The 24,752-nt window shown below is 63.2% G+C and carries 24 protein-coding genes; 7 read left to right on the top strand and 17 right to left on the bottom strand.

All coding sequences use genetic code 11. The features are described from left to right. Positions 1–18 precede the first annotated feature (18 nt). The 9 genes from trpB to leuC all read right to left on the bottom strand — a co-directional run bounded on the left by trpB (position 19) and on the right by leuC (position 10,136). Positions 19–1,269: a tryptophan synthase subunit beta gene (gene trpB, locus OX459_RS05035; RefSeq protein ID WP_289898564.1), complete on the bottom strand. Its 1,251-nt coding sequence runs from the start codon at positions 1,267–1,269 to the stop codon at positions 19–21. Then, positions 1,262–1,945, bottom strand: a complete 684-nt coding sequence (locus OX459_RS05030) for a phosphoribosylanthranilate isomerase (protein WP_289904074.1) — start codon at positions 1,943–1,945, stop codon at positions 1,262–1,264. The genes trpB and OX459_RS05030 overlap by 8 nt, the downstream gene beginning before the upstream one ends. A gap of 22 nt (positions 1,946–1,967) precedes the next feature. Beyond that, positions 1,968–2,771, bottom strand: a complete 804-nt coding sequence (gene truA, locus OX459_RS05025) for a tRNA pseudouridine(38-40) synthase TruA (RefSeq protein ID WP_070260513.1) — start codon at positions 2,769–2,771, stop codon at positions 1,968–1,970. Positions 2,772–2,844: 73 nt separating this feature from the next. Beyond that, the gene (locus OX459_RS05020) at positions 2,845–5,343 is read right to left on the bottom strand and encodes a FimV/HubP family polar landmark protein (RefSeq protein ID WP_289904073.1); all 2,499 of its coding nucleotides are present in this window, start codon (positions 5,341–5,343) and stop codon (positions 2,845–2,847) included. Positions 5,344–5,587: 244 nt separating this feature from the next. Further along, positions 5,588–6,715 (bottom strand): aspartate-semialdehyde dehydrogenase, encoded by a 1,128-nt coding sequence (gene asd / locus OX459_RS05015; protein WP_289904072.1) that lies wholly within the window; start codon positions 6,713–6,715, stop codon positions 5,588–5,590. A gap of 45 nt (positions 6,716–6,760) precedes the next feature. Beyond that, complete coding sequence (gene leuB / locus OX459_RS05010) at positions 6,761–7,831, bottom strand: 3-isopropylmalate dehydrogenase (RefSeq protein ID WP_289904071.1); 1,071 nt, start codon at positions 7,829–7,831, stop codon at positions 6,761–6,763. 11 nt (positions 7,832–7,842) lie between these two features. Next, on the bottom strand, positions 7,843–8,490 hold the full coding sequence (gene leuD, locus OX459_RS05005) for a 3-isopropylmalate dehydratase small subunit (protein WP_251350427.1): 648 nt from the start codon (positions 8,488–8,490) through the stop codon (positions 7,843–7,845). 51 nt (positions 8,491–8,541) lie between these two features. Continuing rightward, the gene (locus tag OX459_RS05000; RefSeq protein WP_010400408.1) at positions 8,542–8,664 is read right to left on the bottom strand and encodes an entericidin A/B family lipoprotein; all 123 of its coding nucleotides are present in this window, start codon (positions 8,662–8,664) and stop codon (positions 8,542–8,544) included. A gap of 68 nt (positions 8,665–8,732) precedes the next feature. Further along, entirely contained in the window at positions 8,733–10,136 is a 1,404-nt protein-coding gene (leuC, locus tag OX459_RS04995) for a 3-isopropylmalate dehydratase large subunit (RefSeq protein WP_289904070.1), read from the bottom strand. Positions 10,137–10,465: 329 nt separating this feature from the next. Between leuC and OX459_RS04990 the strand changes: the two genes are divergently transcribed. Beyond that, positions 10,466–11,596 (top strand): S41 family peptidase, encoded by a 1,131-nt coding sequence (locus OX459_RS04990; RefSeq protein WP_289904069.1) that lies wholly within the window; start codon positions 10,466–10,468, stop codon positions 11,594–11,596. A 189-nt stretch (positions 11,597–11,785) separates the two neighbouring features. On the opposite strand, the gene OX459_RS04985 is transcribed toward OX459_RS04990, so the two are convergent. Both OX459_RS04985 and OX459_RS04980 read right to left on the bottom strand, forming a co-directional pair. After that, positions 11,786–13,675, bottom strand: coding sequence for a chemotaxis protein CheA (locus OX459_RS04985; protein ID WP_289904068.1), 1,890 nt, complete (start codon positions 13,673–13,675; stop codon positions 11,786–11,788). Then, the gene (locus OX459_RS04980; protein WP_289904067.1) at positions 13,675–14,511 is read right to left on the bottom strand and encodes a protein phosphatase CheZ; all 837 of its coding nucleotides are present in this window, start codon (positions 14,509–14,511) and stop codon (positions 13,675–13,677) included. Before OX459_RS04980 ends, OX459_RS04985 begins: the two co-directional genes overlap by 1 nt. 466 nt (positions 14,512–14,977) lie before the next feature. Between OX459_RS04980 and OX459_RS04975 the strand changes: the two genes are divergently transcribed. The 6 genes from OX459_RS04975 (at position 14,978) to OX459_RS04950 (ending at position 19,513) form a co-directional block, all read left to right on the top strand. Next, complete coding sequence (locus OX459_RS04975) at positions 14,978–15,445, top strand: universal stress protein (protein WP_289904066.1); 468 nt, start codon at positions 14,978–14,980, stop codon at positions 15,443–15,445. A 154-nt stretch (positions 15,446–15,599) separates the two neighbouring features. Further along, positions 15,600–16,244 (top strand): response regulator transcription factor, encoded by a 645-nt coding sequence (locus OX459_RS04970; RefSeq protein ID WP_034783426.1) that lies wholly within the window; start codon positions 15,600–15,602, stop codon positions 16,242–16,244. 340 nt (positions 16,245–16,584) lie between these two features. After that, positions 16,585–17,391, top strand: coding sequence for a helix-turn-helix domain-containing protein (locus OX459_RS04965; protein WP_035821063.1), 807 nt, complete (start codon positions 16,585–16,587; stop codon positions 17,389–17,391). Positions 17,392–17,639: 248 nt separating this feature from the next. Beyond that, entirely contained in the window at positions 17,640–17,837 is a 198-nt protein-coding gene (locus tag OX459_RS04960; protein ID WP_034750559.1) for a hemin uptake protein HemP, read from the top strand. 85 nt (positions 17,838–17,922) lie between these two features. Then, complete coding sequence (locus tag OX459_RS04955; protein ID WP_289904065.1) at positions 17,923–18,249, top strand: hypothetical protein; 327 nt, start codon at positions 17,923–17,925, stop codon at positions 18,247–18,249. Positions 18,250–18,286: 37 nt separating this feature from the next. Then, the gene (locus tag OX459_RS04950) at positions 18,287–19,513 is read left to right on the top strand and encodes a DUF2325 domain-containing protein (RefSeq protein WP_289904064.1); all 1,227 of its coding nucleotides are present in this window, start codon (positions 18,287–18,289) and stop codon (positions 19,511–19,513) included. Positions 19,514–19,526: 13 nt separating this feature from the next. Here the strand turns inward: OX459_RS04950 and OX459_RS04945 are convergent, their stop codons facing one another. The 6 genes from OX459_RS04945 to OX459_RS04920 form a co-directional block, all read right to left on the bottom strand. Further along, a complete protein-coding gene (locus tag OX459_RS04945) occupies positions 19,527–20,078 on the bottom strand; it encodes a glutathione peroxidase (RefSeq protein WP_289904062.1) in 552 nt (183 codons plus the stop codon). Between the two features lie 72 nt (positions 20,079–20,150). Then, entirely contained in the window at positions 20,151–21,515 is a 1,365-nt protein-coding gene (locus OX459_RS04940) for a sulfite reductase subunit alpha (protein ID WP_289904060.1), read from the bottom strand. A 12-nt stretch (positions 21,516–21,527) separates the two neighbouring features. Continuing rightward, positions 21,528–22,559, bottom strand: coding sequence for an FAD:protein FMN transferase (locus OX459_RS04935; RefSeq protein WP_289904058.1), 1,032 nt, complete (start codon positions 22,557–22,559; stop codon positions 21,528–21,530). Positions 22,560–22,589: 30 nt separating this feature from the next. Next, positions 22,590–23,414, bottom strand: coding sequence for a DUF4198 domain-containing protein (locus OX459_RS04930; RefSeq protein WP_099666981.1), 825 nt, complete (start codon positions 23,412–23,414; stop codon positions 22,590–22,592). Between the two features lie 10 nt (positions 23,415–23,424). Continuing rightward, on the bottom strand, positions 23,425–23,940 hold the full coding sequence (locus OX459_RS04925; RefSeq protein ID WP_077407565.1) for a DUF2271 domain-containing protein: 516 nt from the start codon (positions 23,938–23,940) through the stop codon (positions 23,425–23,427). Positions 23,941–23,973: 33 nt separating this feature from the next. After that, positions 23,974–24,627, bottom strand: coding sequence for a PepSY-associated TM helix domain-containing protein (locus tag OX459_RS04920; protein ID WP_077407567.1), 654 nt, complete (start codon positions 24,625–24,627; stop codon positions 23,974–23,976). Positions 24,628–24,752: the final 125 nt, after the last annotated feature.

Raw genomic sequence — 24,752 nt, 5'->3', positions numbered from 1 at the left:
GCGGGATCTTTCAGCTGTTTAGCTGAAATTGAGTCCCATGCGTTCCGCCACGGTATGCATGTCCTTGTCGCCGCGGCCCGACAGGTTGGCCAATACAATTTTATCTTTCGGCAAGGTGGCCGCCAGCTTGGCAGCGTAAGCCAGCGCGTGCGACGATTCCAGGGCCGGGATGATGCCTTCGATATGGCAGCAATCGTGGAACGCCTGCAGCGCTTCTTCATCCGTGATCGACACATACTGCGCGCGGCCCGAATCCTTCAGCCACGCATGTTCCGGGCCTACGCCGGGATAGTCGAGGCCGGCCGAGACGGAATGCGTCTCGATGATCTGGCCATTTTCATCCTGCAGCAGGTAGGTGCGGTTGCCGTGCAGCACGCCCGGAAAACCGGCTGTCAGCGAGGCCGAGTGCTTGCCCGTGTCCAGGCCTTCGCCGGCCGCTTCCACGCCGATCAGTTTCACGTCTTTCTGGTCGATATACGGGTAAAAGATACCCATGGCGTTCGAGCCGCCGCCGATGCAGGCCAGCACGTAGTCGGGCTGGCGGCCCGTCATTTCCGGCATCTGCACCAGGCATTCCTCGCCGATCACGGACTGGAAGTCGCGCACCATCATCGGATATGGATGAGGGCCGGCCACGGTGCCGATGATATAAAAGGTGTTTTCGATATTCGTGACCCAGTCGCGCATGGCTTCGTTCAGCGCATCCTTGAGGGTCTTGGAGCCGGATTCGACAGGCACGACGGTGGCGCCCAGCAATTTCATGCGGTACACGTTCTGCGCCTGGCGCTTGACGTCTTCGCTGCCCATGTAGACCACGCATTCAAGGCCGAAGCGGGCGCAGATGGTGGCCGTGGCCACACCGTGCTGGCCGGCGCCCGTCTCGGCGATGATGCGCGGCTTGCCCATGCGCTTGGCCAGCAGGGCCTGGCCGATGACGTTATTGATCTTGTGCGCGCCCGTGTGGTTCAAGTCTTCGCGCTTGAAATAGATTTGCGCGCCGCCGGCCAGTTCGGACCAGCGCTTGGCGTGGTAGATCGGCGATGGGCGGCCGACGAAATGTTTCAGCTCGTAGCGGAATTCTTCGAGGAATTCCGGATCGACGCTGTAGCGGGCGTAGGCTTCCTTCAGCTCGGCCAGCGCATGCGTGAGCGTTTCGGCAACGAAGGAACCGCCGTACGGGCCGAAGTGGCCGCGCAGGTCGGGAAACGGGTAATCGGTGGCGTGGAACAATGCGGCGGCTGCGCCGGGCGCGGTGGTGTGGTCATTCATGGTTGTTTCCTCTGGCAATGATGGCATCGGCATCCTGCACCGCGGCGATAAACGCGCGGACACGGGACGCGTCCTTGATGCCCTTGGACGCTTCGACACCACTGCTGATGTCGACGGCGTAAGGGCGCACGCGCACCACTGCGTCAGTCGCGTTTTGTACGCTCAAGCCACCACTTAAAACGACCCGAGGCGCGAGTTCTTTTGGAATGAGGGACCAATCAAATACCTTTCCTGCGCCACCGTAGGCATCCACATAGGTATCGAGCAAGAGACTCGAAAACAAGGGACTGGCGGCGCGATAGCGCTGTTCGTATTCTAGCAAATCTTCAAAGGAGGTGTCGGGTTTGACGCGGAACACTTGCGTAAACGGCGTATTCACGGCGCCAGCCAGCGCGGCGCTGTGTTCGGGCGTCTCGTCGCCATGAAATTGCAGCAGAGACAATGGCGCCACGGCCTTTGTCGCCTGCACTTCTTCCAGCGTGGCATTGACGAACAGGCCCACCGTCGTCACGTACGGCGGCATGGTCGCGATCAGGCTGGCTGCCTGCTCGGGCGTGACATAGCGGGGGCTTTTCGGATAAAACACGAAGCCGATGGCGTCGGCGCCCGCCGCCACGACAGCCTGGATGTCTTCGGCGCGGGTCAGGCCGCAGATCTTGATGCGTGTGCGAGGCATGGCTATCCTTTATTGATGCAGATCAAAACCAGGGCAAGGCGCTGCTGCTGTCTTGCGGCAAGGCCCATTTCGGATCGTAATCGATCTGCGCCAGGTACAAGCCGTCCGGCATGAACGTGGGCGCTGCCGCATGACGATCCTTGCTTTCAAGCAAGTGCCCGAGCCAGTCCGGTTTTTCGCGTCCCGTGCCGATGTAGACGAGCGAACCGACCAGGTTGCGCACCATGTGGTGCAGGAAGGCATTGGCCGTAATCGTAAAAATCACGCAATCGCCGCGCCGCTCGATGCGGATGTCATGCATCAGCTTGACAGGCGACTTGGCCTGGCATTGCGCGGCACGGAAGGCCGTGAAATCGTGCCAGCCCAGCAGCGGTTGCACGGCTTGCCGCATCAGTTCCACGTCCAGCGGACGGAAAAAGAAACCGGCACGCCCTTCCACCAGCGGCGAACGGGTAGCGTTGTTATACAACACATAATGATAGGTACGCGCGCGCGCGCTAAAACGGGCGTGGAAGAAGTCATTGACCGTCGGATCGCCTTCGAGTTCCTTGGCCCAGCGTACGGCGATGGATTTCGGCAGGAAGGCGTTGACGCCGCGCACCCACGAGTGCACGTCGCGGTTCAATTCCGTATCGAAATGCACGACTTGCTCGAGCGCATGCACGCCCGTGTCCGTGCGGCCGGCGCAGGTGGTGGCCAGGCGCACGCGGGCAAACTGTTCCAGCGCGTTTTCCAGCTGGTCCTGCACCGTCTGCCCGTCTTCCTGCTTCTGGTATCCGTGCCAGGCCGTGCCGTCGTACTGCAGGCCGAGGACGATACGCTTCAATGGCGTTGCTGTCGTAATATTTTGCATCGAAGCATTATACCGGCGCAGCAGCCTGCCGCGCCGGCGGGTATTGCTAACTGAGCAGGGCGCGCATCGTGTTAGCTTTTTTCACCTGCTCTTCGCTGCCACCCTTGATGACCTCATCGATCAGCTCGCGCGCGCCTTCCTTGTCGCCGATTTCCTGGTAAGCGATCGCCAGGTCCAGCTTGGTATCCATTTCCATGTGGATGGCCGACAAGGGGTCGTCCACGCCCACGCTGGCCGTCTTGCCATCGTTGAGGTCCAGGTCGATGCCGGACAGGTCGAATTCCTGCGCCGGCGGTATGGCTTCCGGCAAGGTGGCGGGCGTTTGCGCATCGTCAAACAGGCTGTCGATGGAAGGCTCGGCCGCCACCACCGGCGCGGCAGCGGGCGCGACAGGCTCGTCAAGGTCGAAATGGGCCAGGTCGACATCCTTCAGCGGATCAGGCAACGGCGTCAGGCCGGCACCCACGCCGTTCACGGGACCGGCTGGCGGCTCCAGGTCCAGGCCGAAATCCATGCTGGCGTCATAGTGCACATCGTGCGCATCCTGCGCGGCAGAAACAGGCTTGCTGTCCGGCCCCGGCATGACGATCGGGTCGCTGGTGGAAACGGGCTCGAAATCGAGGCTGTCGAGGTCAAAATCGAGGGGATCGCGCGCATCGCGGGCCGCCACGGAGGACACCGGTTCGGCCGGCGCCAGGTCGGCCAGCGGCGCAGGAGTAGACAAATCGTCAGGCAAGTCCATGCTCTGGCCATGCAAGTCGTCGCCGGCAGCCTTGCTCAGACTGACGACGGCGTCGTCTTCCGTATCGCCATACAGGGGATTGGAAGGGTCGAGCGCCAGGCCCAGCGCGGCCGCCTGCGGCCACTCTTCGCCCTGGCCGCGCGTCAGGCTGTACAGCTCGCTGGCCTGGTCTTCAAACGCGCGCACGTCGTTGCGGGCCGAATAGATTTCCAGCAACTTCAAGCGGGCGGCATGGCGCTCGGGGTGGATGCGCAAGGCTTCCTTGAGGATATCTTCCGCCTGGCCATCGCGGCCGTAGGCGATATACACGTCCGCTTCGGCGACGGGGTCCGTTTCATTCGCGTCGAGCATGCTGGCGCCTGCTGCGGCGGCCACGCCGGCAGCGGCGGCGCCCGTGCCGAACAGGTGGTTGCTCGCTTCGGACTGCTGGTCTTCCGGCGCCAGGCCGGCCGGCGGCGCCACTGGCGCTTCCGGCTCGAACACGGGGGCGATATCTTCGGCGGGCGGCGGCGTCTCCTTGCGGCGGCGCGCGATCACCAGCGCGGCCACGGCGGCCAGCAGCGCGGCCAGGCCGATGCCGATGGCGCCCAGGTGGTCGCTGATCTTGTCGGCGAAGGTCGGTTCCAGCGGCGATGGCTTTTTCACCAGCGGCACCGGTTTCGCCTTCGGCACGGGCGGCTGGGCTTCGGCAGGTGCGCTGGCAACGGCGCTGGCCGCTGCGTTTGCCGCTGCGCTGGCAGCGGCCTCGGCCGGCTTGGCGGGCGCCGGGGCGCTCTTGTCGGCCATGGCCTTGCTCTTGACCGCCATCAACTTTTCCAGGTCACTGACGTTCTTTTCCAGTTCCTTGACGCGGGCGGCTGCTTCATCGACCTGCTTCGCCTTGGCGATCTTGTCTTCTTCGCTGGCGACGGCGCTCTTGCCGGCCGACTTGGCTGCCGGCTCCGCCTTCGACAGTTTCAGCTTGTCTTGCGACTCGCTCACGGCCGTCGGTTTTTCCTGTACCTTGGTCGGGCCGATCTTGCCGGCCGTGCTTTGCGTCGCTTGCGCGGCCTTGGCCGGCTTGCTTTGCGACACCTGGCCAGCGAGCTTGTTGCGGTAGGCGTCGAAATCGATGGCGTGCGCCGTCACGATGCCCTTCGCTTCGGCCGCGCCGGTGGCGCGCACGGTGTCTGCACCCGGCACGGCCAGGATGCGCCCGGCCTGCATGCGGTTCATGTTCTCGCCCTTGAAGGCGTCGGGATTGGCGCGGTACAGGGCGACGAGCATCATGTCGAGCGACACGCCCGACGGTTTCAGTTCGCTGGCGATGCGGCTCAGGGTGTCGCCCGCCTTGACCTTGTATTCGCCTGCCGCCTTTTTCGCGGCTGGTGGCGCAGCATCGGCCGCGGCGGCCGGCTTGGCCTTGCCCGGCTCGACCGGCGCCGTCACTTGCGCGCCGCGCGTCTGGCGCGCTTCGGGCGTGTCGAGTACGAACGCATATTCGCGCACCTGGCGGCCGCTCTTGCTGCTCAGCTCCAGCAGCAGGTCGACCATGGGTTCGGCCACCGGTTGCGCCGAGCTGATGCGGATGAAGGACTTGCCGTTGCGGTTTTCCACGGCAAACGTCAAGGCGTTCAGGGCGGGATTGAATTCCACGTTGGCCTGGCGGTAGGCGTCCGGCGGCGCCAGCTTGGCCAGCAGGCTCGAAGCCTCGCCTGGCTTGACGGCCGATAATTCGACCTCGGCGCGCAGCGGCTGGCCGGCGGCGGACAGCACCGTGATCTTGCCCAGCTCGGCTGCGGATACCGCCGGTGACAATAACACCGCACAGGCGACAGCGCTGCTGAGTGTTTTAATGGCAAGGGAGGCGACCCGGGGACGAGTGTGTACAGGCATAGTTGGCGGCATCTTAGTTGACATGGGAAAACTGTTACTTTTCCAGAGGTATCAACATATCATCATGCCCAGAGCTATGCAAGCTCCGCATGGTTGAGCCTTGACGGGCTCAGGACGAAAAAAAAGCCGGGAAAACAGCCCCGGCTTGATCTGGATCAGCAATTAATTGCCGTTATGCGTCCAACAAAATACGCAGCATGCGGCGCAGCGGCTCGGCCGCGCCCCACAGCAATTGGTCGCCCACGGTGAACGCGGACAGGTATTCGCCGCCCATGCTCATCTTGCGCACGCGGCCGACGGGAATCGTCAGGCTGCCCGTGACGGCGGCCGGCGACAGGTCGCGCACGGACGCTTCGCGCGTGTTCGGCACGAATTTCACCCATTCGTTGTTGCTGGCGATGATGTCGTTGATTTCATCGAGCGGCACGTCTTTCTTCAGCTTGATGGTCAAGGCTTGCGAATGGCAGCGCATGGCGCCGATGCGCACGCACAGGCCGTCGACCGGGATTTCCTTCGTGCCAAAGTCCACGCCGCGGCCCAGGATCTTGTTCGTTTCCGCGCCGGCCTTCCACTCTTCCTTCGACTGGCCGTTGCCCAGGTCCTTGTCGATCCACGGGATCAGGTTGCCGGCCAGCGGCGCGCCGAATTGCTTGATTTCATCCGGGGAATAGCCGTGCTGGGTGGCCAGCACCTGGCGGTCGATTTCCAGGATGGCGGAAGCGGGGTTGTCCAGCAGCGCCTTGACGGAACCGTTGATGGTGCCAAATTGCGTCAGCAGTTCGCGCATGTGCTGCGCGCCGCCGCCCGATGCCGCCTGGTACGTCATCGACGTCATCCAGTCGATCAGGTCGTGCTGGAACAGGCCGCCCAGGCCCATCATCATGCACGACACGGTGCAATTGCCGCCGATGTAGTTCTTGACGCCCTTGCCCAGCGCATCCTTGATGACGTGCAGGTTGACGGGGTCGAGCACGATGACGGCGTCTTTTTCCATGCGCAAGGTCGAGGCCGCATCGATCCAGTAGCCATTCCAGCCCGCTGCGCGCAGCTGCGGGAAGACGGCGCTCGTGTAGTCGCCGCCCTGGCAGGAAATGATGATGTCGCACTTGGACAGTTCGGCGATGTTGTTGGCATCCTTGAGGATGGTTTCATTCTTCGCCATGGCCGGCGCCGCGCCGCCCGTGTTCGAGGTGGTGAAAAACACCGGTTCGATGTGGGCGAAATCGCCCTCTTCCTGCATGCGCTGCATCAGGACCGAACCGACCATACCGCGCCAACCTACCAAGCCAACTAATTTCATTACCATTCCTCAAGATGAGACGGCGACTGCCGTCATTAGACTATTTTATCCCAGTGCTTTTACAACTGCATCACCCATGGCCTCGGTACCGACCAAAATCGTGCCCGCTTCGTGGATGTCGGCCGTGCGCAAGCCCTGCGCCAGCACCTGCTTCACGGCCGTTTCGATGCGGTTTGCCTGCTCTTCGCGGTTAAGCGAATAGCGCAGCATCATGGCGGCCGACAGGATCGTCGCCAGTGGATTGGCGATGCCCTTGCCCGCGATATCGGGCGCCGAACCGTGCGATGGCTCGTACAGGCCCTTGTTGTTGGCGTCCAGCGAGGCCGACGGCAGCATGCCGATCGAACCCGTCAGCATGGCGGCCGCGTCCGACAAGATGTCGCCGAACATGTTGCCGGTCACCATGACGTCGAATTTCTTCGGCGCCCGCACCAGCTGCATGGCCGCGTTATCGACATACATATGATCGAGCGCAACATCCGGGTATTCCTTGTGCACGTCGATGACGATGTCTTTCCAGAACTGGAAGGTTTCCAGCACGTTCGCCTTGTCCACGCTGGTGAGGCGCTTGTCGCGCTTTTGCGCCGCCTGGAAAGCCACGTGGGCGATGCGGCGGATTTCGCCTTCCGCATAGCGCATGGTGTCGAATCCTTCGCGCTGGCCCTTGAACGGACCGTCCGGGCACTCGCGCACGCCGCGGGGCTGGCCGAAATAAATGTCGCCCGTCAATTCGCGGATGATCAAAATGTCCAGGCCAGACACCACTTCCGGTTTCAGGGTCGAGGCACCCGCCAGTTCCGGATACAAAATGGCCGGACGCAGGTTGGCAAACAGGCCCAGGTTCTTGCGCAAGCCCAAAATCGCCTGCTCGGGACGGAACTGGCGCTCCAGATTGTCGTACTGGTAGTCGCCGACGGCGCCGAACAGCACGGCATCGGCTGCCTTGGCCAGCGCCAGCGTGCCTTCCGGCAAGGGGTGGCCATGGGCCGCATAGCCGGCGCCGCCCACGGGCGCGCTTTCCAGCTCGAACGATTCGCCCAGCACATTCAAGACCTTGACGGCTTGCGCGACGATTTCAGGACCGATGCCGTCGCCGGGTAAGATTGCAATTTTCATATTTTTATCGATTAGATGACGTTGGCGAGCCAAGGCTGATTGTTCAAATGACGCTCTTCGAAGGCGCGGATATCGTCCGCGTGGCGCAGGGTCAGGCCGATATCGTCGAGCCCATTCATCAGGCAATATTTGCGGAAGGCGTCGATCTCGAACGGATACGATACGGAACCATTGCTGGTGCGCACGCATTGCTGCTCCAGGTCCACCACCAGCTTGAAGCCGGGGAACGCCTTGACTTCATTGAACAGGTGCTCGACCTGGCTTTCCGACAGCACGATGGGCAGCAAGCCGTTCTTGTAGCAGTTATTGAAGAAGATGTCGGCGAACGAGGGCGCGATGATGGCGCGGAAGCCATATTGATCGAGCGCCCACGGCGCGTGTTCGCGCGAGGAACCGCAGCCGAAATTCTTGCGCGTCAGCAAGATCGAGGCGCCCTGGTAGCGCGGCTCGTTGAGCACGAACTCCGGGTTCAGCGGGCGGCGGCTGTTGTCCTGGCCCGGTTCGCCATGGTCGAGGTAGCGCCATTCGTCGAACAGGTTGGGGCCGAAACCGCTGCGGTGGATCGATTTCAGGAATTGCTTCGGGATAATCGCGTCGGTGTCGACGTTGGCGCGGTCCAGCGGGGCGACCAGGCCTTCGTAAATCGTAAATTTATCCATGCTGTTTCTACTCGGTAAGACGCGCGGCGCAGGGCGCCGGCACGTCGCGGTTTATTTTCCGCCGGCGCCAGTGACAACCTGGCCGACTTTCTGCACATCGCGGCCGATGCCGGAGACGGTGTTGCAGCCAGACAAGATGACGGTGGCGATGAGGAGGGCGAAGAGTTTTTTCATGATGATTTCTTGATAATAAGTAAGGGACTGGGAACGCTAGTGTAAACCAGCGGCACCAGTCCCTGCCGTCATCGCAAGCCCCGCACGTCGACAAAGTGGCCGGCGATACCCGCCGCGGCCGCCATCGCGGGCGACACCAGGTGGGTACGCCCGCCCTGCCCTTGCCGGCCTTCAAAGTTGCGGTTCGACGTGGACGCGCAGCGCTCGCCCGGCTCCAGACGGTCCGCATTCATGGCCAGGCACATGGAGCAGCCCGGCTCGCGCCACTCGAAACCGGCATCCTTGAAGATGCGGTCGAGTCCCTCGCGCTCCGCCTGATCCTTGACCAGGCCGGAACCGGGCACCACCAGCGCCAGCGAGACGTTCGAGGCACGGTACTTGCCGCGCACCACGGCCGCTGCCGCGCGCAAATCCTCGATGCGCGAATTGGTGCAGGAACCGATGAAGACCTTGTCGATGCGGATATCTTCGATGGCCGTGTTCGGCTTGAGGTTCATGTAGACGAGCGCCTTTTCCATCGCATCGCGCTTGACGCTGTCTTTTTCCTGGTCGGGGTCCGGCACGCGGCCATCGACGCCGATCACCATCTCGGGCGACGTGCCCCAGGTCACCTGCGGCACGATGTCTTGCGCGTTGAGGGTGACGACGAGGTCGAAGCGGGCGCCCGGGTCCGAATGCAGGGTGCGCCAATAGGCCACGGCGCGTTCCCAGTGCGGGCCGGCCGGCGAAAACGGGCGGCCCTTGACGTAATTGATGGTGGTGTCGTCCACGCCGATGATGCCGGCGCGCGCGCCCGCCTCGATGGCCATGTTGCACACCGTCATGCGGCCTTCCATCGACAGGGCGCGGATCGCCGAGCCGCCGAACTCGATACAGTAGCCCGTGCCGCCGGCCGTGCCGATCTTGCCGATGATGGCCAGCACGATATCTTTCGCCGTCACGCCAGCAGGCAAGGCGCCGTCGACCTGCACCAGCATGGATTTGGATTTCTTTTGCAACAAGGTTTGCGTGGCCAGCACGTGCTCGACTTCGGACGTGCCGATGCCGTGCGCCAGCGCGCCGAACGCGCCGTGCGTGGACGTGTGCGAATCGCCGCAGACGACCGTCATGCCGGGCAAGGTCGCGCCCTGCTCGGGGCCGATCACATGCACGATACCCTGACGCTTGTCGTTCATGTTGAAGTAGGTCAAGCCATAGTGCCGGGCGTTCTTGTCCAGGGTTTCCACCTGCAGGCGCGAGACCGGGTCGGCAATGCCGTCGACGCGGCTGGTGGTGGGCACGTTATGGTCGGCCACGGCCAGGTTGGCGGAAATGCGCCACGGCTGGCGGCCCGCCACGCTGAGGCCATCGAAGGCTTGCGGGCTGGTGACTTCGTGCAGCAGGTGCCGGTCGATGTACAGAATTGTCGTGCCATCATCTTCGGCCCGAACAACGTGGGATTCCCAAAGTTTGTCGTAAAGCGTCTTCATCATGATTTATGCAGCGTTGCCACAGCCTGTTTAAGTGATCAAGTGATATCAAGTCATACGGTGATCCACAAGGATTATGCCATATATCGGGGAATACAGAACCGAAACAGGCAAAAACGTGGGATTGGCGATACAAAGTTTGGCCGCATTGTTGGATATGAGCTGGAAATTGCCGATATCGGCATATTGGCGGCATGCCGGCCCCATCCGCAGGCGGGCTGCCGAACGAGCCACGGCGCCACCCGAAATGGATATTTTTTCCTCAATCTTTCGTGTATTGTATTTCGACAATAATGACCGGTGCACACGCGCTGGCCCACCTGGAGACCTCGATGAAACTGAACTTGTTGGCGCTGGCCGCCATCACCCTGGCCGCCAGCCATGCGGCGGCTACTACGCCGGGAGACACCTGCGTGCAGGACTTGCGCGCCATAGCGCCCTTCCTGCTGGAAAACGACACGGGCGCGCGCCAGCACCTGGAGCAAAAGGGCCAGGCATATTTCGACCTGGCGCTGGCCACGGCCACCACGGCGGCGGCCGGCGCGGCCGACGGCAAGGCCTGCGATGCAATCCTGGAAAACTATGCACGCATGTGGCGCAAGGGCCACCTGCATATCAAGCCAGGCAGCGCGCTCGACATCGCCAAACCGGCGCCGGCGCGGCCCGCCGCGCCGGGACAGGCAGCGCTAACGCAGGAGCCGGCGCTGCAGATATTGTCGGACTCGACCGTACTCCTGACCTTGCCCAGCTTTCACGGCAGCTACCGCGCCGCCGTGGCCAAGCTGCTCGACACGCACCGCACGGCGCTGGCGGCCCGTCCCAACTGGATCCTCGACGTGCGCCGCAACGGCGGCGGCAGCGACAGCACGTATGCGCCGCTGTTGTCCTGGATCAGTTCGGACGAAATAGTCACGATGGGCGCCGAATGGCTGTCCACGCCGGCCAATATCGACGGCCAGGAAAAAGTCTGCGCGCTGCTGGCGCCCGGCGACCAGGCGTGCGCCGCCTTTGCGGCCCAGGCCGTGACGCAGATGCGCACCGTCAAGCCGGGCCAATACGCGCCGCAGCAAAGCAGCGGCACCGTCAGCTATACGCGCGTGGATACGCCGGAGCCGCGCCGGCCGGCGCGCGTGGCGGTGCTGGTCGACCGCGACTGCGCCAGTTCCTGCGAAGAATTTCTGCTGGCGGCGCGGCAAAGTTTTCATGTGAAATTGATCGGACGCAACAGTTACGGCGCGCTCGATTATTCGAACATGCGCCTGCACATCCTGCCGTCGGGCCAGCGCCACCTGCAATACGCTACCTCCCGCTCTGCCCGCTTGCCGCAGCTGCAGGTGGACCTGGGCGGCATCATGCCCGACATCTATTTGCCGCCGCCGAAGGACGAGGCGGGCCGCGCCCAGGAAATCGTGCGCGTGCAGCGCTGGCTGGAAGGCGGAACTTTGCGCCCGGACAACATTTGACGCCGCTGGCGCCATAAAAAAAGCCCGCTACACATAGCGGGCTTTTTAATGAATAAAGCAATACTTACGACGCCTGACAAAACCGTCGCGAGCGGAAGGGAGAGGTGGCTAAGAAGCGCAACCGTACTCTGGTACGGTGAGCATCGCAGGCCGCCTATGCCGACGCGCAGCAGGTTTGGTCAGGTGTCCTCAGGCCGCCAGACGCACGCTGCTGCGGCAACCGTCCATCAGGAACGACAGGCCGACGACCAGCACCAGCTCGCCTTCGGCCGAGCGGGCCGTGCCCGTGATGCCTTCCACGGTGATGGCCGTCATCGGCTTGATCACGAGGTCGGCCGTGCCATCGACGGCTTCCACGGCGAGAATGTACGGCTGTGGCGCAGCGACAACAATGCCGACGCGCTCGCTGCACGATTCGTAGCCCAGCGAACCGGCCAGCGACCGCACGGGCAATGGACGGCCCTGGTCTTTCAGCACGGGCGCGCCGCCCACTTCCATGAAGGTTTCCGGCAATTCGACGACGCGCTGCACCACGGCCATCGGCAGCGCCAGCGCGGCGCCCGAGGTCGACACGAGCATGGTCGGCACGATCGACAGCTCGATCGGCAGGCGGATGGCAAATTTCGTGCCCTTGCCCAGCGCCGATTCGATGTGGATGGCGCCGCGGTTTTTCTCCACGGCCGTTTTCACCACGTCCATGCCGACGCCGCGCCCGGAAACGCTGGACGCGACTTCCTTGGTCGAGAAGCCCGGCAGGAACACCAGCTGGAAGCATTCATCGTTGCTCAACTGCGCGTTTTCGCTGATCAAGCCCTTTTGCTGGGCCTTGCTGCGCAGGAAGGCCGGGTCCATGCCCTTGCCGTCATCCTGCAGCACGATCATGACACTGTTGGCTTCCTGCCATGCCTTCAGTGAAATATACGATTTGGCGGGCTTGCCGGCAGCCAGGCGCGCTTCCGGCGATTCGACGCCATGGTCGAGCGAGTTGCGCAGCATGTGCACGAGCGGATCGTACAGGCTGTCGACCACCACGCGGTCGACTTCCGTCTCCGCGCCTTCGATGGTCAGTTCGACATCCTTGCCCAGATCCTTGGCCAGTTCGCGCACCAGGCGCGGGAATTTCTGGAACAGGCGGCCGACGGGCTGCATGCGCGTGGCCAGGGTGGCCCGCTGCAGTTCCGTCGAGTAACGCGAAGCGCGTTCCAGGGTTTCCGCCAGGGTCGCCATCAAGGTAGCGGCCTGGCCTTCGAATTTGAATTGCAGCAAGCGCTCGAGCAGCACGGCAGCCTGGTTGGCGGCCTGCACGGATTCGCCGGCCACTTCCAGCAATGCGTCGAGCTTGACGGCGTCGACGCGGATGCTGTCCTCCTTGACGGGCGCGGCATGGCGCACTTCCGGACGCTCTTCGCGGCGTTCGGCGCCATCCCAGGCCTTGGCGGCCGGTTTGGCGGCGGCGGCAGCGGCAGGCGCGGCGGCCACGACGGTAGGCGCAGCGGCGACGGCGGACACCGGTGCGGCAGCGACGCGGCTGCCCTCGGGCACGACGGCGTTATACATGCCTTCCCAGTCCAGGCCATCGGCGCTGGCAGTGGCCGCGACAGCGGCAGGCGCGGCTGTAACCACTTCAGCGACCTCGGCAACAGGCGCGGCCGCTTCCGCCGCCACGGCGGCGGCAGGCGCAGGCGCGTCCATGCCCTTGCCTTCGATGGCGTTCGTCAGGATGTGTTCCAGCTCTTCCGGCATGGCCGGCAAGCTTTCCGGCGCGGCGCCGTTCGCCAGCTCCGTCAGCTGGTCGGCCACGAAACCGGACGCTTGCAGCGCCGCCTCGATGGCGATCGGCGTCACGGGCGCGGCGCCCGTGCGCAAGGCGTCGAACAGGTTTTCCGTCAGGTGGCAGGCCGCCACCAGCGCAGGCAGGCCCATGAAACCGGCGCCACCCTTGATGGTGTGGAAGGAACGAAACACGGCATTCAGTGTTTCCTTGTTGTCAGGATCACGCTCGAGGCGCAATAAGTGCTCTTCAACATTAACCGCAAGATCCATCGCCTCAACGACGAAATCCTTGAGCATATCGTCCATTAGAATCCCAAATCCGCAAGAAGGTCGTCTACATTATCCTGGTCCAGCGCCACCGACGGCACGGACGGGCCCTGCATCAGCGGCACCGGCTTTTGCGCCAGTTTTTCGCGCACCTCGGCCGGCGCGTTGTCGCGCAGCAGCTGAGCCAGCTCGTTTTCCACCGTCTTGGTGATGTTGACCACTTTTTTGATCAGCTGGCCCGTGATGTCCTGGAAGTCCTGGGCCATCATGATTTCCAGCAAGCGGGCTTTTTCCGCTTCCGTCGCTTCGGCAACGGCTTGCGCGAACTGGCGCGAATCGCCGGCCAGGGCCTTGAATTCTTCCAGGCTCAGCTTGCCGTCGAACAGCGCCGTCCAGCGGCCGTCCATGTCCTTGGCTTTCTTCGACAGCACGTCCTGCGCCGGCATGCCTTCGTCGAGCGTGTTCAAGACCTTGTTGGCGGCCTGTTCCGTCAGGGTGGCGACATATTCCAGGCGATCCTGGGCGTCGACGATCTGCGACGACGCTTCCGTCAACGCCTTGTCGTAGCCCAGTTCGCGCAGCGAATCGTGCAGCAGGCGCACGATGCCACCCAGGCGCTCGAACATCGGCTTGTCGGACTGGTCGACCGGGTCGGCCGCTTCGCCAGGCGCGTCGGCGCCAGCCACGGGGGCAGCTTCCGCTGCGGCTGCCGGTACGGCGGCGCTGGCCGACACGGAGTCGAACAGCGCGTCAAAATCATCATCCGCGATCACGGCGGGAGCGGGCGCGGCGGCAGGCGCCGGCGTGGCTGCGGCCGCGCTTTGCGCGGATACTTCATCGAATAATGCATCGAAATCATCAGCGGCGTTGGTCATATCCCTGCTTCTCCATAATTTGTCAAAATTCCGCCTGAACTGTGCGTTTTACAGACTGATACCCACAATTTCTCGATTAAGATGATTTGAGGCAATACCGCTGCGATGGTGCGAGTGTAGCAGGGCGCCGCCCTGTTGGTAAATCTCAAAACGCGCTTCCTGGTGCAAAGCGGGTCCGCAAGAGCTTTTCCGCCAGGAAATAAGTGTTCCTGCTGTTGTATTTTGAAATACTACCATTGGCGTGCGTGCAAGACCACGCGCGACACAAGAAATCCTGCTCTCAAGCGCCTGTACAACGGCGCCAGGCGGACCCTGCCGCAGCTAAACACGATCTTTCTGCCAATGTTGTCTATACTGAAGGTGCAGTAGTATTGATAATTATCAAGTCTTTACATGAATACAATGCTGCCGCCACGTCTACAATAAGAGGCGTTGCGCGCGCTGAGTCACTGCCAAAGGACCTGCCATGTATAAGAAAATTCTGATCGCCACGGACGGCTCCACCGTCTCCAACTTGACGGCCTGTGCCGGCGTTGCCTTTGCCGAACAAATGCACGCCGACATCCTTGCCGTGTATGTGGCGCCCGAGTACCAGTACCCGGTGTACATCGAAATCATTCCGCCGAGCTATCCCAGCGAAGAGGAATACCGCGTCGCCATGCGCAAGGCGGGCGCCGACCACTGGCAACCCGTGCTCGACGCGGCTGCCAAGCGGGGCTTGCAAGCGACGGGATTGACGGCCTTTTCCGACAGCCCCGCCCTGAAAATCGTGGAAGTGGCGCAATTGCAGCAATGCGACCTGATTTTCATGGGTTCGCATGGCCGCAGCGGCTGGGGTCAGTTGCTGCTGGGCAGCGTGACCAACAAGGTGCTGTCGCACTCGAAATTGCCCGTACTGGTGCATAGGCTGATCAAGGAACCCCTGACGAAATAAGGGGTCACATGGCCACGGGGGCCGCCGCACCGGCACATCGCAAGAAAAGGCACAGTGCGGCCGCTTCAGTTAAAATGACAACGTTTCTCGTTTCTCAACATTTGATTGTCCGGTGACGGACAGAGCAGATTACACGCCACCAGATTGCCCGCCTATGATACGTATTGTGATTGCCGACGACCACACCATCATGCGTGAAGGATTGAAGCGCATCCTTGACGGCGCGCCGGATATCGACATCGTGGGTGAAGCCATCGACGGTTTTGAAGTACTCAACCATGTGCGCCAGGGCGGCTTCGACCTGTTGCTGCTCGACCTGTCGATGCCGGGCCGCAGCGGCGTCGACCTGATCCGGCAAATCCGCAGCGAGGCGCCCAAGCTGTCCATCCTGATCCTCACCATGCACGAGGAAGAGCAATATGCGGTGCGCGCCATCCGTGCCGGCGCGCAAGGCTATCTGACCAAGGAAAGCGCGGGCACCCAGCTCGTGGGCGCCATCCACAAGGTGGCGTCGGGTCGTCCCTACATCAGCGCCGAGGTGGCGGAGCAACTCGTGCTCAACATCATGATGCCGAATGAAAGCTTGCTGCATAAACAGTTGTCGGACCGCGAATTCGAAGTCTTTTCCCTGCTGGTGGCAGGCAAGTCGATCACGGAAATTGCCAACAACCTGCATCTGAGCGTCAAGACGGTGAGTACGCACAAGACGCGCATCATGCAAAAGATGGGCATGAGTTCGCTGTCTGAAATGGTCCAGTATGCCGTGGCGCACCGCCTGCTCTCCCCCTTCAAGACCTGAATACGGCGGCGCGCGCCCGCGCGTCGACTGTAGGAACAATCCTACTTCATCTACCACAGCTCCTACTGCCATATTCAGCCACTGCTGATATTAATTGCATACGCTTGTTGGCATACTGAAACCAGTAATCAAGTTGCTGGAAAGTTATTTCATCACACAGCAAGTCTTCAGCGAATTGAGCATTACCTGCCCGAACGCGCGCCGCCGGCCCACGCCTGCCCGCCGTCCCGTGCACCCCGTCATTCAACTCTGAACTACCTGTCACCAGGAGATGAACATGCTGTCCACGCAAATGCCCGACACCCGCGCCGCCTCACCATCGCTGGCCCCCTCCGCTCCGATGGAAGCGGGACGCCAGCGCCAGGGCCGGCTCTGGTCGAACCTGAAGGAGGTGTGCGACCTGCTGCATATCTCCAGCGCCTGCACCATCGCCGCCGACGAACTGCTGTTCCAGCACGTGCAATTCAAGACGGGCCAGCGCGTGCATACGATCGGCCAGCCGTTCGACACCCTGTACATCGTCAATTCGGGCTTCCTGAAAACCGTGCTCATCGATGAATTCGGCAATGAGCAGGTGCTCAGCTTTCCCATGAAGGGCGACATGCTGGGCGTCGACGGTATCCACTCGCGCCACTATTCCTCGGAAGCGGTGGCCCTGTCCGACTGCGACCTGATCCTGCTGCCGTTCAAGAAACTCACGGCGCTGGGTCGTGTCCACCTGGAACTGGAAAATGTCATGTACGGCGTGATGAGCCGCGAACTGGTGCGCGAGCAAGCCATGATCGGCATGCTGGGCGCCCTCAGCGCCGAAGCCCGCGTGGCGCGCTTCCTCGTCTCGCTGGCCGACCGCTTTGCGCAGATGGGCTATTCGAGCAAGCTGTTCAACCTGCGCATGACGCGCCATGAAATCGGCAGCTACCTGGGCCTGACCCTGGAAACGGTCAGCCGCACCCTTTCCGCCTTCAATGAAATCGGCCTGATCACGGTTGACCAACGCACCATCGGCATCAAGGATCCGGACGCCCTGAAAACCCTGCGCCGCCTGCCGCCGTCGCGTTCGCGCGCCAAGCAGCTGGCCGCCGCCAAGCTCAAGGCCGATACCACCGCGGCCGCCAGCGCCTCGGCGCAATTGCTGGCCACCATCTAGCCCCATCCCGATTTCCTCAAGCTTGGCACAGGCTTGACCCGGCCAAGGCGCACTGCCTTGCCGGGTCTTTTTTGCTGCCGCCCCCATCCACGCCGCGCCAGCGGCCGCCTTTGCGCAGCACTCGCTCCCACGCTGCCATCCCACCGTAAAAAAGCGCGGATTCCGCACAAATAAGCCTTGCTTTTCGGGCCACATTCAACAATAATGCAAATACGAATCATTCTCAACTGAGACAAAGAAAGCCCAACATGCAAAGCTCAAAACCAGCCTTGATCCAGGATGCCGCTACCGCCCACGTCCGTCCTCCCGTCAGCATGGCCCAGCCGGCGCGCCGCATCACCAGCGAAGCGCTGCTGCAGCAGGGCCGCGAAGTGGAGATTGAGCACAGCGGCAAGATCTATCGCCTGCGCGTCACCCAATTGAACAAGCTGATCCTGACTGCCTGAAGCAGCACGGCAGCCAGTCACCACACTCGCCAGCCAGTCGCGCCCCGTGCGCGCAGCCAGCCAAACCACCGCACAGGAGTGTTTGATGGCGAATGACCGACCTTCCCCGATGTTTCCTCCCCCGCAAGGCCAACAGCCCGAATTGCTGCTGTCGGCCGTGCTGCACCTGATGTCGCACTACCATGCGGGCAGTCCCTGCGAGAAACTGGCGGGTGTCATCGAACGCCATCTGCAAGTGCTGTCAAACTCGCCCGGCCTGGGCCCCGTGCTGCAAGCGACCTGCCAGCAACTGTCGCAGCAATGGGCTGCCCTGGTGGCGCTGCACCGGCCCGCGCCACCCAGGAGCACCTGGCTTGAGCGCGTGGCACGCATGCTGAGCGCCAAGCGCCCCGCCTCGCCCCTGCCGCAATAATTTCTTTTCCATCCCCATCGTCCAACAGGATATCGCCATGTGTGACAAAGACCAGTCCCTGCCCGTCATCAGCAATTGTTCCAGCGGCGGGGCCGAACCGGCCGCGCTCGCTTCACGCCGCCGTCGGCTGTGGGAACTGTCGCATACCTGTCATTGCCCGCTGGTCGGCGTGGGCTTGCCCCTGGGATACTTGCGCAAGCTGGTAGGCAAGATGACGGGCGGGCGCGTGCTGGCCGACGATTACGAAGTGCACGTGGGCGCCGTGACGGAATGCGGCGCGCGCAACCGCCTGTCCGAAGCGCTGCAAAAGGAACTCGAACGCCGCTACGCCCCCGTGATCCTGCGCTTTCGCGGCGCCAAGACGACGGAACAAGTGGCCGAACTGTGGCGCACGGCCGTCGCCAACGGCGACGTGTCGGGCGCTTTCTGGGCCGGCCTGACGCACCCGCGCTGCGACGCCGAGCTGGAAGAGCAGATGTGCAGAGACTTGCACATGATCCAGCACCAGGCCGGCGCCTGCGTGCGCGCCGACATGGGCAAGTTTACGGCCTTGCAGGAAGAAAATGCGCGCCTGACGCACGAACTGGCCAAGCTGCAACAGCGCAGCCAGGCCGCACTGATGGAAAAAACGGGCGAACTGGAACGCCAGGAAGCCGTGCTGCTGCGCACGCGTGCCGAGGCGATCGGCAAGGACAGCGTGATCGACGGTTTGCGCGCGGAACTGGCGCAATTGCAGGCGGCCATCCCGGCGCTGGAATCGCGCACGCGCCTGGTCGAACGCCTGGCGCAAATGGATGAGCGCGAAAAGGAATTGCGCCAGCAAATCGCGGATTTGAAGCAAGCCCAGCCTCGTCCGGGCACGGCCGTGCCGCCACCGGCGCCGAAGCTGGAAGTGCCGACGGGCGGCAAGCTGAAAATGCCGATCCGCCTCGTCGATCAAAGCGTCCTGTGCGTGGGCGGACGCAGCGGCAATGTCGCCACCTACCGCGCCCTGATCGAGCGGGTCGGCGCGCAATTCGCCCACCACGACGGCGGCCTGGAAGACAATGCCAACCTGCTCGATTCGAGCCTGGCGGCGGCCGACCTGGTGATTTGCCAGACGGGCTGCATCAGCCACAGCGCCTACTGGCGCGTGAAGGATTATTGCAAGCGCACGGGCAAGCGCTGCGTCTTCATCGACAACCCCAGCATTTCCAGCCTGGCACGGGGCTTGCAGGAAGTCAGTGGCGAGATGGAGCCGGCCGCGCTGGACGCCGCCGACTGAGCCAGGCCTAAACCTAGGCCTGCAACTCGCGCGCGATCGCTTCGCGCAAGAGCGCATCGTCGACCGTGGTGTCGGGCGCGAAACGCCCCACCACCTTGCCGTCCTTGCTGATCAAAAACTTCTCGAAATTCCACAGCACGTCGCCGGGCTGCTCCTGCGTGATGCCGTAGCCGGCCAGCTTGGCGCGGAAATCGCTGCCCGGCTTTTCCTGCGCCCGCGGCTGCTCTTGCACCAGGCGCTGGTACAGCGGATGCTGGCCCGGCCCCTTGACGACGATCTTTTCAAACATGGGAAATTGCACGCCAAAGGTGCCGCGGCAGAAATCGGCGATCTCGGCATTGCTGCCCGGCTCCTGCGCGCCGAATTCATTCGCGGGAAAACCGGCCACCACCAGGCCCTCGGCCTGCTTGTCGGCGTAGAGCTTTTCCAGTCCTTCGTACTGCGGCGTCAAACCGCAGGCGGAGGCGACATTGACCACCAGCACGACCTTGCCGCGATAGGCGTCCAGGCTGGTGGGTTCGCCATTGATGCGGCGCAAGGGAATGTCGTAAATACTGTCGCTCATGATGTATCTCCTCGGCGGATAAAACAATCATGATAGCCGTGTGTGCGCGAACGCGCTGGCGGCGTCAAAAACTCAGTAGACGTCGCGCCGGTAGCGCCCTTCCGCTGCCAGCGCGTCGAGCGCGGGCCGTCCCAGCATGTCCTGCAGGGCCTGGTCGACGCCGCCCGCCATGCCGGCCAGGCTGCCGCAAATGTAGATGGCCGCGCCCTGCTGCAGCCACAATTTGATTTCATCGGCATTGCCGCGCAAGCGGTCCTGCACGTAGGTCCGCTCGGCCTGGTCGCGCGAAAACGCCAGGTCCAGGCGCGGCAAGTCACCGCTGGCATGCCAGTGCTCAATTTCCTCGCGATAATGGAAATCATGGGCCGCATTGCGTTCGCCAAAGATCAGCCAATTGCGCCGCTGCCCTGCCAGCACGCGGCTTTTCAAATGGCCGCGCAAGCCGGCGATGCCGCTGCCGTTGCCAATTAAAATCAGGGGACGCTGGGCATTGTCTTCCAGGCGGAAACGCCGATGCTGGCGCAAGCGCAGTTGCACCACGTCGCCGACAGCGGCCTGCGCCGTGAGCCAGCCCGAGGCCAGGCCCAGGCTGCCGTCGGGATGCGCATGCTGGCGCACCAGCAAGTGCACGCCGCCGTCGTGTGGAATCGAGGCGATCGAATATTCGCGCGGTTGCGCAGGATCAAGCGGCGCGGCCACCTGCACCAGGTCGCCCGACTGCCAGTCAGGCAGGCTGCCTGCCACGGGCGCCAGTTCCACGTGATAGATGGGGCCGCCGGCGCTGCCGGGATTGAGCAACTGCCGACGTGTCAGGCGCCAGTCGCCGAATGCGGGCGCGCTCCAGTCGGGCGCGTCGCTGGTACCGGCCAGGTGGCTCAGGTGCTGGAACCATTGCTCGATGGTGGCGCTGGCGCTGCGGTCGACTTCGATGCGCTCGAACAGGCGCGAGGCGCCCTGCTCCGCCAGCCAGGCATCGAGCGCGCGGCCGAAGCCGCAGAACTGGCCATAGCTGCGGTCGCCCAGGGCCAGCACGGCGTAGTGCAATTGCGGCAGCGCCAGTTCGCCCGTCATCAAACGGCCCATGAAGGCGGCCGCATTGTCGGGCGCATCGCCTTCGCCATAGGTGCTGACCAAAAACAAGGCCCGCTCCGCTTGTTGCAGATCAATGGCCGTGAGGTCGGCCAGCGCACACAGGCGCACGGGAATGCCGGCCAGTTGCAGGCTCTGCGCCGTTTGCGTGGCCAGTTCCTCGGCATTGCCCGTCTGGCTCGCATACGCCACCAGCCAGGCGGGACTGTTGGCCAGCGCCGCCTTCGCGGCGTCGGACGCGCGGCGCCTGGCGCGCGCGCGCAACCAGGGCGCCAGGCATACGCCCGCATAACTGAGGGACAGGGCGGCCAGCAAGGCCAGCCGCGTCGTATCGTGCGTAAAAATCATGGAATCAATCGTTCATTCGTCGAGCATGGCCAGCATGTGGCTGCTCAGCGTTTCATGGTAACCATCGCCGTCGCGCTGCAGGAAGCGCGCGGCCAGGCCCTGCTCTTCGGCCAGCGCCATGCCGGCTTCCGGGCCCAGCACCGTCAAGGCCGTCGACCAGGCATCGGCCGCCATGCATTCGGCGTGCACGACGGTGACGGAAGCGAGTTGATTGGCGATCGGCATGCCGCTGCGCGGATCGATGGTGTGCGAGAAACGCACCGTGCCATCTTCGAAGAAACGCCGGTAATCGCCCGACGTCGCCACGGACAAGCCGTGCAGCGCCAGCAGCATTTCCGGCGGATGCTGTGCATTATCGGCAACGCCATCGACCTGTTCCAGCATCACCCACCACGGCTGACCGTCGGGCTTGCTGCCGGCGCCGCGCAGCTCGCCGCCCACTTCGACCAGGTAATGATGGATGCCTTGGCTGTCCAGGTAGCGGGCCAGGCGGTCCACGCCATAGCCCTTGGCCACGGCGGACAAATCCAGCTGCAAGCCGCCCGGCTGGCGCGCGCGGCGGGCCGGCAAGTCCAGTTCCAGGCGGCGGCGCTGGCGCTGCGCCAGCAGCAGCGCCACGGTATCGTCTTTCGGCGGCAGGAAGCCGGGCTCGTCGTAGCGGTTGCGGGGGCCGAAGCCCCACAGGTTGACGAGGGTACCGGCGCACGGGTCATACGCGCCGCCGGACGCCTGCGACACGTGCATGGCAAAGCCCAGCACCTCGCAAAAGGCGGCGGGCAGGCTGTGCCAGCTGCCGGGCTCGGCCCGGTTGAAGCGGCCCAGGTCCGAGTCCTCGTCCCAGTGGCTCATTTGCGCTACAACAAGATCCAGCTGCTGCTGCAAGCCCTGCTGCAGGTCGGCGCTGCCCGCGCGTCCCGGCATGGAGGACTCCAGCAAGCGCACCGACCAGCTGGTGCCCATCGACAGGCCGCGCAAGTCCCGGATCGCGGCGCCGGGCGGCGCGACCTGATCGGAAATATGCTGCGGCAGCAGGACCCGGCGCATCGGCGCTCTCGCTCGCGAAGATGCCGCCGCTTACTGCGGCAGCACTTCCACGGAAGCCGCGTAGGTGGCGCGGCGCTCCGGCATCACGGGCGGCTGGCCGGCCACGGCTGGGGCGGCCGCTGGCCAGGTGCTGCTCAGGTAATACATGCCGGCGGCCGGCACGGTGAACGTGATCTCGCCCTTGGCATCCGTGCTCTGGCGGATTTCACCGAGCACGCCACGATAGCGCACGCCGCCTGGCACCAGGCTGAACGCCTGGTTCGCCGCCGGCTTGCCGTCGATCAAGAAACGCCAGGTGGCTTTCTCGCCCGCGCGCAAGTCGTTCGGGTGCGTCACCGGCACGAATTCCAGGCCCACGCCCGTCGGTTTGAACACTTCCGTGCTGGTTTCGCCATTGCTAAAGAAAGTTTCCAGGCGCGCTGCCGTGCGCGTGATTTTCACGTCTTTCGCGTCGGCCGGCACGTCTTTCTTGAAGGTTTCCTCGTTGCCGCGGAAACGCTTCTGCTCGCCGTTCACGGTGTAGCTGCCCATCACGTTTTGCGACACGATGGCCGCTTTATACGTGCCCGGCTTTTCCATTTTCACGTCGAAGACGCTGCGCAAACGGCCCGTCAGCGTATTTGCTGGCGCGACCTTGGCACCGTCCGGGCCGATGACTTGCAGCGCGTCCAGGCGCAGCGGCTGGTGGTCGATCTCGAACAGGCCGTCGGAGACGGCGGCATCCACCGTCACCCAGGCGTCCTTGCTTTCCACCATCGTGCTCGATGGCACCATCCAGCCGCGGTGGGCGTGGGCGTTCATGGCCAGGCCGGCCAGGGCCAGGGCGATCAGGGGTTTGTTGAATTGCTTGAACATGGGGTGCGCCTTATGGTTTGAGTTGGACGACGACATTACCGAGTTCTTCCTTGCCTTTGGCTGGCACGGACTGGGCCGATTTCAGCGGCCACTGGAACGGCACGCGCACCAGTTCGCGTCCGCCCGCTTCGCGCGCCGCTTCCACCACCACCTGGTATTCGCCGGCCGGCAACTTGTCAAGCAAGGCCTTGGCGCCAGGGAAGGTCAAGGTATGTTCGCCCGGCGCACGCGTGGCGCCGCTGACGCCGTCCACGGGCATGGCCAGGTCGCGGCCGCTCTTGCGCCACCATTGGCGCATGTCCTTCAGCCACTTCTCGCCGACCTTGTCTTTCTTTTTCACGTCGTACAGCACGGCCAGGTTGCCAACCACCTTCTGGTCCGCCGTTTCCAGCCACGCCGCCACGTAGGGACGGTGGTATTCCGCCACGTTCAATTGCGGGAGTTCAAGCTTGAGGGACAGGTCGGCCGCCATCGCCGACGTACCGATCAGGGGAAGGCCAAGCGCCAGGGTGTAGCGTAATTTCATGGTGTGCCTGTAAAAAAGTAAGAGTAAAAACGATCAGTGAATAAACAGCAAGGCGATCGCGCAGGGTATCAAGATACCGAGGCCAACCATCGGCCAGGTAAATGGCCGGTTGGCCGCGTGGAACTTCAAAATCAATAAGCCCGTCAGGCAAAACACGATGCAGGCGCCGGCAAAGATGTCGATGAACCAACTCCACGCCACGCCCGTGTTGCGGCCCTTGTGGACATCGTTGAGCCAGGACACCCAGCCCCGATCCGTCAATTCGTATTCGGCAGCCCCGTCTTCCAGGCCGATGCGCACCCAGGCGTCGCCACCCGCCCTGGGCAGCGGCAGGTAGACTTCGTCGATCGACCATTCGGCGGGACGGCCGCCCGCATTGAGCGACCACTGCTGCTTGAGCCAGGCTTCGGCGTCGGCCGGCATGGGCGCATTGGCGCCATCGTGCTTGGCGGCATACGCGGCCAGCTGCGTGACGAGGGGTGCCGGCAACGCCGCCTTCTGGCGCGTGATCGCCGGCTTGGCTTCGATCTGGCCGGCGTGGTTCAAGGTGATGCCGGTAATGGCGAACAGAAACATGCCCAGCAGGCAAAGCGCTGAGCTGATCCAGTGCCATTGATGCAAGTTCTTCAGCCAGACGGCGCGGCTGGCGTTGTTCTTGGCCTTGTCTGCTGCGCCCGCATTACCCATCGAGCGCTCCCGGCAAGGAGCGGGCCAGGTGGCGCGACAAGTCAGTGTGCTTCATTCCCATCCTTCAATCAAAGTTCATGCCTCATTTTCAAACAAATGATAATGATTATCATTTATTAAGTCAA

It is taken from the genome of Janthinobacterium sp. SUN026, assembly GCF_030397625.1.
In the GTDB taxonomy this organism is placed as follows: domain Bacteria; phylum Pseudomonadota; class Gammaproteobacteria; order Burkholderiales; family Burkholderiaceae_D; genus Janthinobacterium; species Janthinobacterium kumbetense.
Note: the sequence above shows the minus strand (reverse complement) of the source record. Positions and strands in the feature narration are given on the sequence as shown.